This window comes from Pseudomonas viridiflava (assembly GCF_900184295.1).
Taxonomy (GTDB): Bacteria; Pseudomonadota; Gammaproteobacteria; order Pseudomonadales; family Pseudomonadaceae; genus Aquipseudomonas; species Aquipseudomonas viridiflava.
The window spans coordinates 5,654,260-5,670,153 of the sequence record NZ_LT855380.1 but is presented as its reverse complement, the minus strand read 5'-3'; the positions used below and the strand labels follow the sequence as shown (position 1 = coordinate 5,670,153).

Annotated in this window: 18 protein-coding genes and 1 pseudogene; 11 read left to right on the top strand and 8 right to left on the bottom strand. The window is 53.3% G+C overall.

Going from position 1 to position 15,894, the window contains the following annotated elements; all coding sequences use genetic code 11:
- Nucleotides 1-26 precede the first annotated feature (26 nt).
- The gene (locus CFBP1590_RS25380; RefSeq protein WP_231991778.1) at nucleotides 27-653 is read right to left on the bottom strand and encodes a hypothetical protein; all 627 of its coding nucleotides are present in this window, start codon (nucleotides 651-653) and stop codon (nucleotides 27-29) included.
- 240 nt (nucleotides 654-893) lie between these two features.
- On the opposite strand from CFBP1590_RS25380, the gene CFBP1590_RS25375 reads away from it, so the two are divergent.
- Both CFBP1590_RS25375 and CFBP1590_RS25370 read left to right on the top strand, forming a co-directional pair.
- Nucleotides 894-1,592, top strand: a complete 699-nt coding sequence (locus tag CFBP1590_RS25375; RefSeq protein WP_088236161.1) for a GIY-YIG nuclease family protein — start codon at nucleotides 894-896, stop codon at nucleotides 1,590-1,592.
- 12 nt (nucleotides 1,593-1,604) lie between these two features.
- Entirely contained in the window at nucleotides 1,605-2,330 is a 726-nt protein-coding gene (locus CFBP1590_RS25370) for a hypothetical protein (protein WP_088236160.1), read from the top strand.
- Between the two features lie 6 nt (nucleotides 2,331-2,336).
- Here CFBP1590_RS25370 and CFBP1590_RS25365 read toward each other — a convergent pair whose 3' ends face one another.
- Nucleotides 2,337-2,792, bottom strand: a complete 456-nt coding sequence (locus CFBP1590_RS25365; RefSeq protein ID WP_088236159.1) for a helix-turn-helix domain-containing protein — start codon at nucleotides 2,790-2,792, stop codon at nucleotides 2,337-2,339.
- A gap of 157 nt (nucleotides 2,793-2,949) precedes the next feature.
- Here CFBP1590_RS25365 and CFBP1590_RS28365 point away from each other — a divergent pair, with 157 nt between their 5' ends.
- From CFBP1590_RS28365 to CFBP1590_RS28185, 3 genes are read left to right on the top strand one after another with little or no spacing between them, the layout of a single operon-like run.
- Complete coding sequence (locus tag CFBP1590_RS28365; RefSeq protein ID WP_088236158.1) at nucleotides 2,950-3,345, top strand: DUF6957 family protein; 396 nt, start codon at nucleotides 2,950-2,952, stop codon at nucleotides 3,343-3,345.
- Nucleotides 3,346-3,387: 42 nt separating this feature from the next.
- On the top strand, nucleotides 3,388-3,858 hold the full coding sequence (locus CFBP1590_RS25355; protein WP_088236157.1) for a hypothetical protein: 471 nt from the start codon (nucleotides 3,388-3,390) through the stop codon (nucleotides 3,856-3,858).
- A gap of 2 nt (nucleotides 3,859-3,860) precedes the next feature.
- Nucleotides 3,861-4,250 carry a hypothetical protein gene (locus CFBP1590_RS28185; protein ID WP_088236156.1) on the top strand — a complete coding sequence of 130 codons (390 nt, stop codon included), beginning with the start codon at nucleotides 3,861-3,863 and terminating at the stop codon, nucleotides 4,248-4,250.
- Between the two features lie 1,143 nt (nucleotides 4,251-5,393).
- On the opposite strand, the gene CFBP1590_RS25345 is transcribed toward CFBP1590_RS28185, so the two are convergent.
- Nucleotides 5,394-5,861, bottom strand: coding sequence for a 3'-5' exoribonuclease (locus CFBP1590_RS25345; RefSeq protein WP_088236155.1), 468 nt, complete (start codon nucleotides 5,859-5,861; stop codon nucleotides 5,394-5,396).
- Nucleotides 5,862-5,879: 18 nt separating this feature from the next.
- On the opposite strand from CFBP1590_RS25345, the gene CFBP1590_RS25340 reads away from it, so the two are divergent.
- Both CFBP1590_RS25340 and CFBP1590_RS25330 read left to right on the top strand, forming a co-directional pair.
- Nucleotides 5,880-6,245 (top strand): hypothetical protein, encoded by a 366-nt coding sequence (locus tag CFBP1590_RS25340; RefSeq protein ID WP_088236154.1) that lies wholly within the window; start codon nucleotides 5,880-5,882, stop codon nucleotides 6,243-6,245.
- Between the two features lie 866 nt (nucleotides 6,246-7,111).
- Nucleotides 7,112-7,336 (top strand): hypothetical protein, encoded by a 225-nt coding sequence (locus CFBP1590_RS25330; protein WP_231991776.1) that lies wholly within the window; start codon nucleotides 7,112-7,114, stop codon nucleotides 7,334-7,336.
- 674 nt (nucleotides 7,337-8,010) lie between these two features.
- On the opposite strand, the gene CFBP1590_RS28640 is transcribed toward CFBP1590_RS25330, so the two are convergent.
- From CFBP1590_RS28640 to tnpA, 5 genes and pseudogenes are all read right to left on the bottom strand, one after another.
- Nucleotides 8,011-8,727 (bottom strand): methyl-accepting chemotaxis protein, encoded by a 717-nt coding sequence (locus CFBP1590_RS28640; RefSeq protein WP_370445645.1) that lies wholly within the window; start codon nucleotides 8,725-8,727, stop codon nucleotides 8,011-8,013.
- A 159-nt stretch (nucleotides 8,728-8,886) separates the two neighbouring features.
- Nucleotides 8,887-9,141, bottom strand: a pseudogene (locus tag CFBP1590_RS28635) (HAMP domain-containing protein); the annotation flags it as partial.
- A 1,192-nt stretch (nucleotides 9,142-10,333) separates the two neighbouring features.
- Complete coding sequence (locus CFBP1590_RS25320) at nucleotides 10,334-11,860, bottom strand: IS66-like element ISPsy43 family transposase (protein WP_017707762.1); 1,527 nt, start codon at nucleotides 11,858-11,860, stop codon at nucleotides 10,334-10,336.
- A gap of 83 nt (nucleotides 11,861-11,943) precedes the next feature.
- Nucleotides 11,944-12,279: an IS66 family insertion sequence element accessory protein TnpB gene (tnpB, locus tag CFBP1590_RS28180; RefSeq protein WP_017279403.1), complete on the bottom strand. Its 336-nt coding sequence runs from the start codon at nucleotides 12,277-12,279 to the stop codon at nucleotides 11,944-11,946.
- Entirely contained in the window at nucleotides 12,276-12,608 is a 333-nt protein-coding gene (tnpA, locus tag CFBP1590_RS25310; protein WP_003317539.1) for an IS66-like element accessory protein TnpA, read from the bottom strand. Before tnpA ends, tnpB begins: the two co-directional genes overlap by 4 nt.
- Before the next feature lie 229 nt (nucleotides 12,609-12,837).
- Here tnpA and CFBP1590_RS25305 point away from each other — a divergent pair, with 229 nt between their 5' ends.
- From CFBP1590_RS25305 to CFBP1590_RS25290, 4 genes are all read left to right on the top strand, one after another.
- Nucleotides 12,838-13,206, top strand: coding sequence for a hypothetical protein (locus tag CFBP1590_RS25305; protein WP_088236152.1), 369 nt, complete (start codon nucleotides 12,838-12,840; stop codon nucleotides 13,204-13,206).
- 58 nt (nucleotides 13,207-13,264) lie between these two features.
- On the top strand, nucleotides 13,265-14,236 hold the full coding sequence (locus CFBP1590_RS25300) for a DUF3800 domain-containing protein (RefSeq protein WP_231991774.1): 972 nt from the start codon (nucleotides 13,265-13,267) through the stop codon (nucleotides 14,234-14,236).
- Between the two features lie 365 nt (nucleotides 14,237-14,601).
- Nucleotides 14,602-14,940 carry a hypothetical protein gene (locus tag CFBP1590_RS25295; RefSeq protein WP_088236151.1) on the top strand — a complete coding sequence of 113 codons (339 nt, stop codon included), beginning with the start codon at nucleotides 14,602-14,604 and terminating at the stop codon, nucleotides 14,938-14,940.
- Between the two features lie 339 nt (nucleotides 14,941-15,279).
- Nucleotides 15,280-15,807, top strand: a complete 528-nt coding sequence (locus CFBP1590_RS25290; RefSeq protein WP_231991772.1) for a hypothetical protein — start codon at nucleotides 15,280-15,282, stop codon at nucleotides 15,805-15,807.
- Nucleotides 15,808-15,894: the final 87 nt, after the last annotated feature.

Genomic DNA, 15,894 nt, shown 5'->3' with positions numbered 1-15,894 from the left:
ACCGCCGGGCATGACACCTAGCGTGATCAGTCGAAAGACTGGCCCTGCTCCATCTCCCCAATCCAGCTGTATGTGCCGTTTAGCCAAACGAAGACGCTGTTGAGCACCTCGCGCAAGTGCCGGATGTTGATATGCGTAACGTCTGGGAGATGGTCTTTACCATTGTTGGTCGTCGCATACCGAAACGCCATCGAGTCTGGGTCGACGTTGTCCAACTGGCGAATGAATTCGTGAACAGCAGTAGCGTTGACGTCAGACCGCTCTAGCCCCAAGTCCTTGAGCAGATGCCGCAACTCCGACCACAGAGGCATCAACGGATGCTTATCGTAGTTCTTGGGCTCTTTGCCTGTCAGAGCGCGAGCACTCTTTAGCATCAGCTTGAACTGCAGCTCCAAGGAATGGCGGTACAGAAAAAGCAAAGGATAAATGCCGCTGTCCAATGGCACCTGACGATTCGCCATCGCCTCCACAAGACCGTCGGCGGCATCTTTGTATGCAAAAGCATAGAGGTCGGCACGAAAGTGAGACCAGTTCAGCATCGCGTTGTACTGCCAATCCTCACCCTGGATAAACAGCTGCTGGCCGGAGAAGTCTGCCGGCCACTGGATGGCCTCAAGCTCCGGGTCGAGCATCGGTAGCGATTCCTCATCCATATCGTCTCCTCACGTTGGCCAGTCCATGGTGTAGAACTTTACGAATCTAGGTGGACTACCGGCAACCAGTAAGTGGTTTTCTGGCTCGGGCTACTGTGCGAGAAAGCGTGATCTCAGGTTGAGGTCACGGCGTTCTTTGTGCGGGATACTTGATCTATGCTGGGTATGATTTCGGTGCCTCATTGAGCCTCATAGGGTTTGTTATCGCGGTAGCCTAGAGGTCATTGCAAGGAAGCTTGTATGAGATTTTATCGGTTTGATCCCCAAAAGCTTGTTATGCCCGTGAAGCACGACGTGCAAGTTGATTCCGATTTGGCCGGCCTGATTCTGCAGGTGCGTCCCAAGGACTGCATTGTGCTGGCCGGTTGGGACGCGAGAGCCCAGGTTGGTAATGTGAGGGCATTTGGCATCGTCATGACGGTTGATCGAGAGTCAGGCCGTGCAAAAATTCTGTGGCGCGAGGCTGATGTCACGCTTCGGCCCAGCTCGAATGGAAGACGTTACTGGGTGCAAGCCAAACACTGGTTTGCTTTTGCTCCTGACGTGGTCAACCGGTACGGTCTTCCAGATCTACATGCCGAATATTTTCCAGACATCGCTGGATTCGACATCCCTGCACCACCACCGCCCGTGAAAGGTGTGAGTCGTCCCTCGAATTCGCCGACAGGTGGATACGTCTATGTCATTCGATCTAAGCTGGGTTTCAAGATCGGCAAAACAATTCACCTGAAAGCTCGCACTCGGCTCTTTGAGGTCAAGCTCCCCTTTCCCATAAGCCTTGAACATTACGCCTGGTTTGATGATTACAGTCATGCAGAGCGAAGCTTCCACATCACTTATCAAGCAAAGCGCCTTGAGGGTGAGTGGTTCGATCTCGACGCCTTCGATCTTGAGCAGATCAAAACTTTTGGTCAGTCTGTGCCGGTGACAGGGCTGTGAGTAGGAACTCAAATGGAAGTGAATAGCTATTTGCGAGTCGAGGAGTCGATAGAGACTTGCCTTGAGGTACTTACGACTGCACTGGCCGCTATACCAGCGCAGATCATTGAGTGTGCGTCCATTTCTACAGGAGCTTCAGCCGTCGCGATGCTGGATCGCGAAGCCTTCATCAAAGCCTGTGAAAGCCTCAAACCTGCTGTGGTGTTCATTCATCGCGAGCATAGCCTTTTGGAGGAACAACTCGCCGATCTGGTTTCCGAAATCACAGAAGTCCAGGCTGAAGCGGATAAGCTCCGACAGGAGTTCTTGTCCAAGGAAGCAGGGATCGTGGATAGAGCTCAAAAATCCTGTCCTGAATACTCTCACCTTCAGTGTTTCTTTACCTGCGGGGCGGCATTAGTCGCTATGGCCTGTGAGGTAGGTGCCTACCAGGACTTCACTGAGGCACTCGACAGGTTTGAGCAGGTTGCGGATGAGGCCGAGAAAATGGCGTCGTCTCTAGACCAGGCAAGACTGAATAGTGAGATGAAAAAGGTCGCGGAGACGGTTTCCAAGGATCAAGGTTTCATTTCCCTTCGTGGCAAGCGAAAGCGGGCGATGTATGTCCTGAAGCACTATCGACAGGAAATTCCTGAGTCGCCTTATGTGGAGCGCCCCGACCAGGGATCAGATCCAATTGACCGCAACGTCGTGTTGGTTGCAAGGCAGGCCGCCGACATTCTTGAGTTTGAGACCTGAACAGGGTTAACCGCCAACGTGCCACAGCCGGTTAACTGTGCCCTTGGGCAGTTCTAATTGCCGGCAAACCTCCGCTTGAGAAAGGCCGGCCGCCTTGAGATCGCGCACCGCTTTGAGTCTTTCTGCGGCAGCAATTCTCTGGGGTGTAATGAGCTTTTGAGGTTCGGCAGGTAGCTGCTCATCGAGAACACCAAGCTGCATGAGTTCTTTCATTGTGTCATTCAGAACTGAGCGCGCGGTCTTACCTTCATCGGCTGCTGCCACCAGTGTGAGAAAGGAGAGTGGCATTAGGCCTAGCGCTTTAGCTAAGTCGGCACTGAGATCGACGGTTGCCGATGTCGTCGATGCTTCCAAGCGGCTTATGTGTGCTTGGTCAGTCTGATGCTGGAGGTCTGCTTGCGACAACCCATGTCGAACCCTCAGCCACTGTAGCGTTGCCGCATATGCCTTGCGCAAAGACATCAAGCGCACCTCAGCCCAAAAGGAGAAGGTATGCCGCGTTTGATGAGTTCCACACAAATGTATATAGTCATTGCGATGGAACTAAAGGCATGCCGCCTTTGCGATCTGTACGTACGCTGAACCCTATTTTCTTTGTCGCCAAGGGGATCATCAATTTATGGCTAATTCTCCTGAGCACGAGCTGCTCCAGGATGGTAGGCAGTCCTCCGCTGGCACGTCTCTATCTCACACCGAGGTGGAGGCATTGGTAGCGCAGCGCTTCGGTCGCAAGCCTTTTTGCACTGTTGAGGATTGGCTCATCTTTCATGTCGACGAGCCCCCTGAGTCGCTCGCGAAAGTACGAGCAACTGGCCTAGAGCCGATGTTCATGTATGCCCATTGCGTCATCCATGACGGTCATGGCCGGTTCCCGCCAGGGGGATGGGTACGCTCAACCCTTTGCAAATCGTTCGACGGTGTTTGCCTTTTCGAGACGCGAAACACGGTGTACGTGCTCATGGGAAAAGGGCGCGAGATTACTGCCTCGCTGAAGACAATATTTGGCTTATGTTAATCGCAGGTGCGCTTCCCGGGCCTGCTCTACACGAGATACACGATGTTCAGGATTAGCATGCAAGACCAGGCCGGCCCGGTGGGAATGTTTGGCGATGGCCTAGCTCACTTTCACGCGGTCTCCCGATCTCTCGCAACGCATTGGTATCACGTCAGTCTCAGGCGCCGGCATGAGGGGCGATTCCGGGCTTATGAGGAGATGGTCAGCGATGAGCCTCGACTCGTGGAGCTGCTGATCTCCCAAGACAAAAGCATGGTCATTCAAGATGTCCAGGTTGTTACCCCTGCATGGATGAACAAAGGGTCAGGCTGGAAGATGGAAAAGCTGAAATCGCTTTCCATGGGGTTCAACCAGGCAGAAGTGCCGATCTGTGTTCTGCAGGTCGAGAGTGGTGATGTGTACGTCAATACCCATCAGCGCGACCTCGATGTTGATGCCTTAGTTGGCGTCAGGGAGCTATATCGGCGCAGTGCTGCGACCACCGGCGTAGCCTCAGCTTCGGAGACTGTGTAGCTATGGACGACATCAATACAGTCGCAGTCGATTTACACGAAAAACGCTACTCGGACTTCGACCTCCTTCGCATCGCCAAAGCAGTGAGTCAAGACTACGACGGGCTGGTGACGGCCTACCTAGTAAATGTCCACATTCATGCGTGCAGTGCCGTTGGCGTGGTGTTCAGTCACATTTGCCCTGGGCCGTACCAACGGTTTGCAGATGGTAGGCTGATTCGGACATCGGACATTCAGTCCGTTACGAAGGAAGGTAAGTTTTGGGTTATCAACACGGTCAACTCCAAGTACGTCATTGCGACGTTTAGGCGTGATGTCGGGCGGCGTAGCTTGCGAGAGTTTATGCGTGTAGCAAGCGGACGGTATGTCCCAACACCCAGTGGTCTCCAGTAGTCTTTTCATTCATGTCGTTTGGGCTTGCCCCCTTCGGGTGGACGGCTGTCGTGAACCAAGCTCCGCTACAGCGGATCTTGGCCCTAACGGGCTTCCATCCTCAAGCCTCTGGCCCATCCAGGGCCGGCGCGCTCCGCTTGCCATTTTGGCGGCATCCTTGTGCCGTATGTTTGATAGACCTTGATGACTGTGAATCAGCACAATGAAGCCCCACCTGAGATCGACATTAGAGAATTCCGTGACCGCTATCCTGCGATGTTCTCAGACCCTGGAGTTGACGAGATATATTGCGACTCTGGATGGCGTGGGATCTTGGTCTCCCTTTGCGAGACCATTCACCATCATCTAAGGCGATACCCAAAAGTCACGCCGGTCGTCGTCACCCAGATAAAGTCCAAATTCGGCGAACTGCACTTTTTCTATGACGGCGGGGACGCATACTGCAGGGGTGCGGTCGACGTAGCAGTCCAGCTTTCGCTGCAGACTTGCTCGTACTGTGGAGCGCCTGGAAGTCAGGTAGGCGGCGCATGGGTGAGCACGCTGTGCCCAAGCCATGATGGCAGCGGCAGATCGGAGATCTGACCTCTGACAGGCTTGGGTTCGCATCTTACATAAGTGCATTACCAGAGCGTTTCGCTGGGCGCTGATATGAATGAACCGTTCAGGCCGGCTGCTACCGGCTCGATGGAAACGCGGTCTAGAGCTATGTATTTATGCTCTGGCGACATTTGTGTTAAAAATGCGACATTATAAAATCTTCTCCCTTGAAACCATTTTTCAAAACCGGAGATGTATATTTTGAACTCAAAAGAAAAGCAGCGGTGCCTGAGCCTCTTAATTTTTTCTTTTGAGAATCTGGTTGTTTTGCTGATCGTCTTTTGGTGTTGCCTATTCGATCTGAAGGACTTTTTAAGCTCATTTTCAAGCCCATGACATCGTCTGGGTTTGTCCCTCCGACCTCTATAACCAACTCGCCATTTGGGGCCGCAGGCCCCGGCTCGCTTTTGCCACCAAATGAAAAGTATTTAATCCTACTTTTTTAGTGGGTATACGAGATCGGGTGTGATTAGAAATCGAGAAAATCCAGCGAATCAGCCAGAGGGATAGCTCCGTCAACCTAAAGCTTCTGGTCGACGCGGCTGATCAACACAATTCTTTCTTTGAACACGTTGGCGCGAACATGCTGGCGATAATGCGGGCATCTAGGAGGGCGTGATGGGGGAGCGGCGCTCCGTCGTTAATCGCCTCTAGGGTGGTTGCGTCGGTGGGGTGATTGCGCACATTACGAGGCCACTTGCCTTCGTCGTAGGCTAGCTCGCAAAAGAGCTCCCAGTCGTACTGAGGGGCGTCCGTGACGATCTCTAGAACATCATCGTAGGACGCAAGGAAGTCGAGCAATGCCTTCCTGGCCTCTATCACCGGTAGAGCGTGAGCTCCTGCCCAAAGCTGTGGAAGGACGATCCCGATCACAAACTCACTACAGTCTTCTACTTTCCACGCATCCAGCAATTCGACGTAGAATTCGCGCCCGTCCTCTGCCACCAATGCTAGCGATATAAGCTTCGCCGCTGCTGAGAGCTGGGAAAATTCGCAATCAAGAAAGAGCCTCATACCGTTGGATTCCTTTTCATGACAAGCACCCGCCTGAAACTGTCACAGGAGGGGATGCTGTGGAAGATCGCGCTGGAACACCTTGGCCCAGTAGGCCTCCATCAAGTGGTAGTTGAGTTATGGCCAACAGCACGTCCGCCCAGCCCTGGCGCTGTTGAGAACCTGCATCGCGATCATCTTGGCGATGATGTGCTGAGTATTTTGAGAACTGCCCAAGTCGCTGTGGGCGCGGTGGTGCCTTACAGGGTAGTTGAACCTAAGCAGCTAGCGATCTATTCCACTCATGCCGAGGCCCTGGCTTATGGACTATTGAAGGCCCTACCAGTCCGCATTTTGTCTCCCATGTTGAAGGGGGCCAGGCTGGAGGACGATTTGGGAATGTAAAAATCAAAGCTTTGACCGACTGCTTGCCCCTACCGCCCTATTCGAAATGCTCGATCAGAAATAGCACACTGGTGCAGGGGCAGGGACATCGTGCCTTTGCCGTCAGCAGGCTTTATCTCCCACCGCCCATCTCTTCACAGCCTCCAGAGTAGGACGTTTCGTGCCTACGGCACTCAGTCCTTTTAGGGTGTAAAGCCTAATCAGTGGCGATGCCCCTGAGACTGTTGTGATGTCGATTATCGAGAGGTTCAGCCGCACACCTTGGGCGATCATCCGTTGGGTAATTCGACCCTCACGAATCTCTGAGTCAAACTCGCTCTCCACGGTTACCGGGGTGCCCATGGGTGAGTGCTCCAGGCAGAGGCGGCTAGCGTCCCGAAGATTTCGGTACGCTGCCGCAGCACTCAAATCTGTGCGGATCTCACCGTCAAAACTCCTTGAGTCAGTAAGCAGATCGGTGGAGCTGTTTGTGCAGCCGACGAGCAGAATCGAAGCAGCCAGTATTCCTGAAAGTTTCACGGTCGTTCCTTGTTAGGTGGGCTGATGGCCACGGCGCGGTTTTGGATATCAAAGCCCCGAATAATACGGGATGCCCGCGATTGGCGTGGAGGGTATCGAAAGACACCGCCGGTTACTGGTTGTGAACGGTAAAGGGTCGGGCAGCACGGCAGGCGAGGTCACCGTTATAGCGGCACCAGTTGCGTTCAAATTTTCAGGGGTTCGACGGGCGTTGGCCTCTTAGGGAATTGTTACATATCAGGAAATCCAAAACTGCCAAAGCAGAGAACGGTAACCGCTTTACACGCGCTCCGTTATTTCGAAACGATCCTTCGCCCTTGCTGCTTCCTACTATGTTGAGATAAAACATGGAGGAAACCGTCATCATGGACAGTCAAGCAAGAGAGGCAAGAGAGGCTCTGATCGCTGTGCTCAGCACCGCAGCATCAATGGGTATCGACATAGATCAGCTGTGCCATCTATCTGCAGAGGAGCTGGCGTGCGAAGAGGTTAGGGAGGAAGTGAAGCCCTATGTCTCTGGCGCTATCTATCAGCTAGCGGTTTGTATGAATTACGTTGTTGATCCCGGTTGATCTCTATTGTCATGGCACTGTATGCCGTGTGCTGGAGGTCGATGCCCACCGCGCCCTAGGTATTGCCAGTGTGATGGGCTACCTGCACGTCGCACCAATGGACGTAATCCCAAAACGTGGTCTGCCGGTAGATAATCATTAGATGCTCCCGAAGCCAATTCATTCTTTCACATAGCTAAAATCAAGCATCTCATGCCTATTGAAAGCATCCCTCCGTATCCATAGGATGACTCTGCAACAACCCAAATCAACATTTGTATCAAGGAGAGATATTATGGCGCTTAAACCTGGCCCAAAGCCAATTGCCAAATCAACCGGCGAAGTCGATAAACGTCGTCGTGACAATAAAGACACGCCAAGTAACAATCCTGACTTGAAGCCTAGCAAGTCTACAAAAAAATAGCTTGTCGCTGACAGAAGCTACTTAAGTGTAGTTTTTGTCTTTGAAGCTTATGGGATGAATGCATAGTCTGTAATTAATCTGTAGATAACGGTTGTTAGTAACCGTCCGGGCAAGTCATCTAGCGTAGCTGGCTCTATTGTTTTACGAGATTGCGCAACGATGAAGCTCAGCCCTCAATGTCGATCAGGGACTGCCGGGCATCATCACCCCAGTCAGACCCGATCAAAGCACTTTCTCGTGCTATCAACAATTGAAACGCTTGAGATTCCTTTCAAGCGTTGCTGGATAACTTAAACTTGCCGACTACGCTGCGAAGTTCATTAGCGAGCAATGAAAGCTCGTCAGCCGTTACGGCGTTGTCCTCTACGCCTTCCATGACGATTAAGCTGCTGTTTCGAATGCCGATGACGTTGCGATTGATATCCTCTGAGACCGAATGTTGCTGCACCGCCGCACTTGCAATCTGAGTGTTCATGCCCACAATTCCGTCTACTGCTTCATTGATCTGGTTCAGGCTGCCAGACGCTTGGCTCGCTGCCTGAATGCATTCCCTAGCTCGGGTTTGCCCAGCTTTCATCTGTTGAACAGCGGCATCAGTAGCGCCTTGCAACTGTTGGATGATCCGTCGAATTTCTTCTGTGGAGTTTTGTGTGCGCGAGGCCAGAGTCCGCACTTCGTCAGCCACGACCGCGAAACCACGGCCTTGCTCGCCAGCTCGCGCCGCCTCGATGGCCGCGTTAAGGGCCAGCAGGTTAGTCTGATCCGCGATGGTACTGATGACCTCGATGACACCACCGATTTCTTTGCTGTGTGTCGCTAACGCTTCGACTTTGCTTGCACTGAGCTCCACTTCGTTGGCCAACGCCTCAATAGCGGCACTTGTTTCAATCATAACTTTCAAGCCGTCGTTAGACGCACTGCTTGCAGATTCAGCGGCACGTGCTGCGCCCTCGGTATTCTGGGCCACGTCGGCAACGCTCGCGGTCATTTCGTTGATGGCAGTAGCAACCTGCTCGGTTTCAGCCTGTTGTGAGTTCATTGAGGCTTTGGCTTGGCCTATGGAGATCTCTAGTCGCTTTGCCGCATCTGAGACTGAATGCGAGCTACGCTCCACCTGGCTCAGTGAGCCAGAGAAGGCCGTTACCATGCGGTTAAGTCCCTCGCCTACATCACCGATTTCATCGTGGCTGTTGATTCGGACGCGCGCGCTCAGATCGCCTTGAGCAATACGTGCCGTCACAGCTAGGAGCTCATCAACCCCAATCCGCAGAGCCTTGTAGATGCCGACGAACGCATAGAGCAGCAGTATCGCAATGGCGATAAATAGCTCAGTGCCGAAAGTACGCTCATTACTCAGTGTATTCAGACGCTCATCAATTCGAATTCGCAGCGATTCCTGCATCTGATCCTGAGCTTTGTAAAACTGAGCAACGGCGGCGTTTCCACGCTCGCCCAAGGTGTTGGCATTCACGTTTGAGCGCTTGCTCGGATCAAGGTAGTCCACCAGGTCTTTACGCAGATTTTCCAGGTCGGTAATGGCTGTTGTTACAGACGGCTGAACTACACCAGATAATTTAGGCTCTTCTCGGCGAAGCAGGGAAAGGCTCTGCTGCAACTCTTGACGCATTAGCAGCTCCTGTTTCAACAAAGTCTGGGCAAAAATACGAGTGGTGTCGTCCAGAGGACGGTCAGCGCTAAAACCGCTGGCCAGACCGCGAATCTGTCCGACCAGATTTATTTGCCGAGGTAGACGTATAGAGCTTAGATCGATGAGGTACAACGAACCTGCTTCTTCGTCCAAAATCATGCCGGAAGTGGCCGTAATGTAGTAAACGAAATTCATTAGGTCGGTTAACTGGTCGTTCCACGCGGAAAAGATCACCAAAGGTGCTTCGCCTGCTTTGGCGCGTTCAACCAGCTGCACACTAGCGGTACGCAACGTCTGAACTCGGTCTGTCGTTGCCAGTTGGGTGCTAAATTTTGCGTCCTGCGCAGCAAGAGTCGCATAGGCATCGTTAAGCTTTTCAGCATTGCGTGCTGCATTGGCTACTGCGTTGGTGTCACCGCTGAGCATGCCGTGTGTCAGCGCCCTCTGAATCATGGTTAGACGCAGGATAGGGGTGACGTCCAACAAGTATTGTTGACCCACCTGTTCATGCTTGATGCCCGTGATGCTCGTGTTCAGTGAAAGCATCACCCGGGTGCCTAGCAGGAGCAGAGGAATCAGGACAATAAATCCCAAAATTGCGAATTTCATGGGGAATCGAACACGGTTGGTAACGAACAGGGCAGGCGCTAATAAATTCATCGGGTTCTCGATCACTCAAGGTCTGTGAGTGCTTTCTTAGGCGTTAAAAAGTGCCCATCTCTCATTTATGGTTATGAGGTAATGAAAGCATTCCAAGAGATCTTCCTCAAAAGCCGCTTACTCTCCTTTGTTACAGGATCGAATTGCCGCGCTTCTCTTGGTACGAAAACTATCGGCTGAACCGGGCGAAGCTGTAGGGAGGAATGCATGGATAACCAGCATAAAGGCTAAGTAGACCGGTAATGGCACCAGTTGGAGGTGCGTCCGGGCATCCCGTCTTGCGCAACTAAACCGGTCGCCACCTATGCGGTAGTAGCTCCGCAATCTCACTTGCCCGCTGCGTCGGCAGGCGCGTGAGGACGTCCTTCAAATAAGCATACGGATCATGGCCGTTGAGTCGCGCCGATTGGATCAAACTCATGATCGCCGCTGCACGTTTACCGCTGCGTAACGATCCCGCGAACAGCCAGTTCGAACGCCCAAGAGCCCACGGCCGGATTTGATTCTCGCACCAGTTATTATCGATGGGCACGGCACCGTCATCGAGATAGCGCGTCAGCGCTATCCAGCGTTTGAGACTGTAATCCAGCGCCTTGGCGATGGCCGAACCCTCAGGCACAAGCTGTCTTTGGGCGATCATCCAGGTATGAAGTGCGTCGGCGATTGGCGCTGCTTTTTCCTGCCGTATTCGCTGCCGATCACCCGGCTCCAGCTCTCGGACTTCTCGTTCAGCTTCGTACAAGGCCGCGATGTAGTTCAGCGCTTTTTCGGCGACCTGGCTCTTGTTGGTCGCGTGCAAGTCGAAGAACTTCCGGCGGGCATGGGCCATGCAGCCGATCTCCGTAACGCCCAGTTCAAAGCCTGCCTTGTAGCCGGCAAAGTCATCGCAGACCAGCTTGCCGTTCCAACTGCCCAAGAAGGCTCGGGCATGTTCGCCAGCGCGGCTCGGGCTGAAGTCGTAAACGACCGCCGCCAGGTTGGAGAACTGACTGGTGGCATAGGCCCAGACGTAAGCGCGATGAGTTTTTTTCGCACCAGGCGTCAGCATTTGTACCGGCGTCTCGTCGGCGTGAACGACGTCGTGCGTCAGCACGGCTTCGCGCAGCGCATCAACCAGCGGCTGTAATTGCACGCCGCAGTTGCCCACCCACTGCGCCAAGGTCGAACGGGCGATGGGCAGCCCGGCGCGGCCGAAGATTTTCTCTTGGCGATACAGCGGCAGATGGTCGGCAAACTTGGCCACCATGATGTGGGCCAGCAGGCCTGCGGTCGGGACGCCTTTGTCGATGACGTGCGCCGGTACCGGCGCCTGGATCAGTGTTTCGCACTGTTCGCAGGCCCACTTTCCACGGATGTGGCGTTCGACTGTGAACACGCCGGGCGTGTAGTCGAGCTTTTCGCTGGCGTCTTCGCCGATGCGCTTGAGTGCGCAGCCGCACTGGCAGTGGCTGTTGTCCGGTTCGTGATGGATCAGTGTGCGAGGAAACTGCGGTGGCAGCGGTGCGCGCTTGGGTTGCTGGCGCACTTTGGCTTCGACAGGTGCCGGTTGCAGCGCCTCAAACTCGGCTTCGATAGCGGCGATATCCGTATCGATCAAGTCGTCGAGCAGGCTGGCTTGATCCGGGCTCAACTGCTCGCTGCGCTTGGCAAACTTGAAGCGTTTGAGCAGCGCGATCTCGTGGGCCAGCTTCTCGTTGACCGATTTGTGATGAGTGATTTGCTTGTCCATCGTCTCGACGCGCTGGATCAACTGCGCCGCCAAGGCACGCAGTTCTTCAGGGTTTAATTGATCGAGATTCGGATGCGAAGTCATGCCGCCGATTTTGCCAGAGAGGGCTAGTGGCGGCGATAGACTGATGGGCCAATTGCGCTGGCAAGCAGGCCATGGCAGGCGAATTAGAGCACCGTGATGGCTCCTCCGGAACCGACGCGTTGCCAAGGCAAGCCGAGCACCAAGGCTTGAAGTTGCTCTGCATCCAACTCGACTTCAGAGCCGTGCCGCACGCCCGGCCAAAAAAAACGTCCTTGATTCAAGCGCCGGGCAGCAAGCCAAATCCCCAAGCCATCATGCACCAGCACTTTCATGCGATTGGCACGACGGTTGGCAAACAGATAAGCACAGTGCGGCTTCGCCGCACCGAACACCGCCACGACCCGCGCCAGCGCAGTTTCAGTGCCTGCGCGCATGTCCATGGGCTCGGTGGCAAGCCAGATGGAGTCGATGCGGATCATCGCAGCAGGTCTCGCAGGAAAGCAGAACACGCCGCTGCATTTTCTGCCGGCCAACTCACCACGACTACGCCTTTTGAATGCGGCACTTCGATTCGGATCGTGGCAGGAAGGGCCTGATGCATCGGCACCGGCGGCGATGTCTTGACCGGGATGAAGGCGGTTTGAAGTGTCAGGTTTTTCTGTGCATGCACCCGAATCCATTTATGGACGAGGTTTGCATTGAGGTTGTGGGTCAAGGCGACATTGGCAATTGAAGTGTCAGGTTGGGCGCACTCAGCAATGACCTGGGCCTTGAAGGACTTGGAATAGGAACGGCGTTCTTGTGGCATGGGCGTCCGCTTAAAAAGGCTAAAAATGGTGTCCACCTATATTTGGGTGGACACCATCGCCTCAAGCGACGGTGTCAGGAAGGTGTGTTGCCCGGACGGTTACGGTTGTTATCCTTTATATAAAGGTGTGGTGGCCTGTCGGGGATAGCGAGCACAGGCGAATAAGGAGGTGATAGCTTTTAGCCTCAATGCCAGCTAGATTCGACGCTTTGTATGATCAAGGACGGATATGAAAAAGCTCATCGCAGTCATGGGGATGTGTGTCGCACTTGGCGGCTGCGCTACGTCGCATTACACCGCAGGGCGAGACTTCCCGTCGGCCAGTGTAGCGAGCATCACCAAGGGCAAAACCACGACTTCGGAATTGAAATCCCTATTTGGTGAGCCCTACGCCAAAAGCGCAGTCAGCGAGACTGACGAGAAGTGGATCTACACCTACACCAATGGCTCAGCCCATGCCCAAAGCTACGTGGTTACCATGAAGGTGACGACTACAGGCACTCAGAAAACTCTCGACGTCCTGATCCGTAATGACGTAGTTATCAACTACACGTTCAGCGAAGGCCCTGCTCCGGGCACTACTACTGCGACGAACTGAGGTCGCCACCTTGCCATTGGGTGACCACCGCTCAGTAAGGTGTTGATGGAGCAAACTCATGGATAGAACGCATGCCTTCGTAGATGAGTCTGGAAACTCCGGGCTAGATACGTCCAAAGGTGGAAGCTCAGGCTTCTTCATCGTGTGCGCCATTTTGGTGGCGGAAAAAGACTTGGATGCTGCCTATGCCCAAGCAGAGGAACTCCGTAAGCGTCATTTCCAAACGGGCGAGATCAAATCCAGCAACCTGAAAGTCAAGGATGCAGATCGCCGTGCTCGGATCCTCAACGAGCTAGCCGAACTACCATTCAAGCTCTTTTTCACCGTCGTTGATAAAGGTCGAATCCACAAAGATGGCGGACTTCGTATCAAGACCTCGTTCATAAAATACGTGAACGGGTTGCTCTATGAACGCTTGTTCCGCGCATACCCTGACCTCCAGATGATCGTAGACGAGCATGGTGGTCAGGAATTTCAGGAGAGCCTCAAAAGCTACGTTGCAGCTCGGTTCATCGACGACCTATTTGGCGATAAGGACGCCTTCCAGACGATGGCCAGCAAGGACAACGTTTTGGTTCAGGTTGCAGATTTTTTTGCTGGTTCAGTGGCTCAGATTTACGAGAAGAAAGCCTCGGAAGAAGCAGTTCTAGCCTACAAAAAGATCCTGCGCGACCTGACTCTTGGCATGCTGGAGTGGCCATCCAAGTATCAGACTCTACTGCTGCCGCCGACGGATGAATCTGGGTATGCAGACTATCAGGTACACCAAGAAGCCCTCCGCCAGGCTGACCTTTTTAGCGAACGGGTTGGTGAGCACCCTGATGAGGATGAGCGTCTGCAGCTAAGCATCTTGCGGTTCTTGAGATTCCAGAGCGAATTCGTCACCAAAGACTACGTACCAACCGCAGAAATAGTCGCCCACCTAAAAGATAGCGGCTTCGGAGATATCAACGACCAGAGGATTCGCTCCAGCGGCATCGCTAAGCTTCGCGATTCGGACGTGATCATCACAAGCGCGGCCAAAGGCTGAAAATTCCTCAGACACGGGCTGATATCAACGAGTTTCTGGAAAGAGCGTCAGGCATAGTCATCCCTCTGCTGGATCGAGTTAAAAAAGCCCGCGAGGTTTATCGGCTGAGCAGTCGAGGGGAATACGACATCGTTACTGCAGCGAACCTTACTGAGCTAGCTAAGCTTCTACACGTGCTCGAGGGGAGGTATCTAGAAGAGCCATAGCCAGAATTTGATGATGGCTAGGTAGAAGAAAGCCCGTATGGTAGATTATTTGTGCGCTTGTTAACCTCCGAATCGAGTGGTCGGATCGCCTTAGGGTCTATCTGCGAGGCATGTCGATCCATATAGCTCCACGTGACGTTTTCAACAAGGATGTAGATCATGACTGATGAGACTGGTAGAGCCCCTTATCACCAAGACCTCAATGACTGCCCACTGCAATGCAAAATCATCGCTGATGCCATTCAGGGGTATGTAGTTGCTGACCCATTTGACCGTGACGACCTTTTTGATCCTGTGTTTTTGGACTGGGGGTATGGGCCCTATTGGGCGATTGCCAAGCAACTAATATCCAATCCTTTACTCGATCAATTCGCTGGCATCCTCGAGGGCGCTAAGGATCGAAGCTCTCTGGCCCATCGAATAGTTTTTTACTTCTGGGATGAGGATCGGTCTGTCAACGCCGATGAATTGCAGATGGCTCAGATAGTCTCGTACTAGGGAAATCTGCTACGAATGTAGGGTCGTTATCTAGATGGGCCACTTGATCTCCCCTTAGTTAACGGGTGCCAAGCGGTCTCATCGGTACTCACACCCAGCAATGAGGGATTGAACTCGAGTTTCTGATTTTCAGGTGACCCTGCTGCGTCTCGGGCTGACAGCCATTTTTGACGCCTGAGGTCTCTGGAAGATTGCGTCAACACCCGGCATTGTGCGAATGCTAGTCTGATCACAAATTACAGAGCTAAGACTGACTTACGCTAGCTTCGGTCATGGCCTATAACTAGCATCAACTAACCGGCCCACTCCCTTTTAAAGAAGATGGAATTTTCGCTATTTATGCGCATTCGCGACCCTCGAAACGAACCCACTTGCGCTATGGCTAGGTTGCTCGGGCGAATAGTCTTCGCATGTGCTGCTGGCTCCCTCATCTCAACTGCCATCGCGTCTGACTACCAAATCAGCGTGACGCGCAAAGGTAGCAATCTGTACAAGGTTGATGGGCAGCAGGTGTTCATTCGCACCAACTACTGCTATGAGTATGCCTATAGTGAGGCGGCAACTCTTCAGGCCGTCGGGAGCGCAGGGAGTTTAAACTTCCTGCGCTCCCAAGATGAGTGCCCGGTGAAAGCGGTTTTGGGAGCGTCCCAGCAAACTCCTGGAAAATATCAGGTCGATGTAACCCAGGAGGGTGATGACTGGTATGAGGTCTCCGGCCAGAATGTGTTCGTACATACCAGCGGGTGTTTCAATATGGCGATGAACGAGGATGCAGTTCTAGACCTGTACAGTGGCGGTTCCGGCACTTTGGAGTTTGAGAACGACAAGTGCACCGTGGACGGTATTTACTCAAAACTTCGGCTCTGAACTTAATTGCCCACGCCCCAACTTCAAAGACTGTTTTGGGCTCGGCGTCTTCACTGAGCTAACATGAACCTGTGTCCTTAAGTGCCC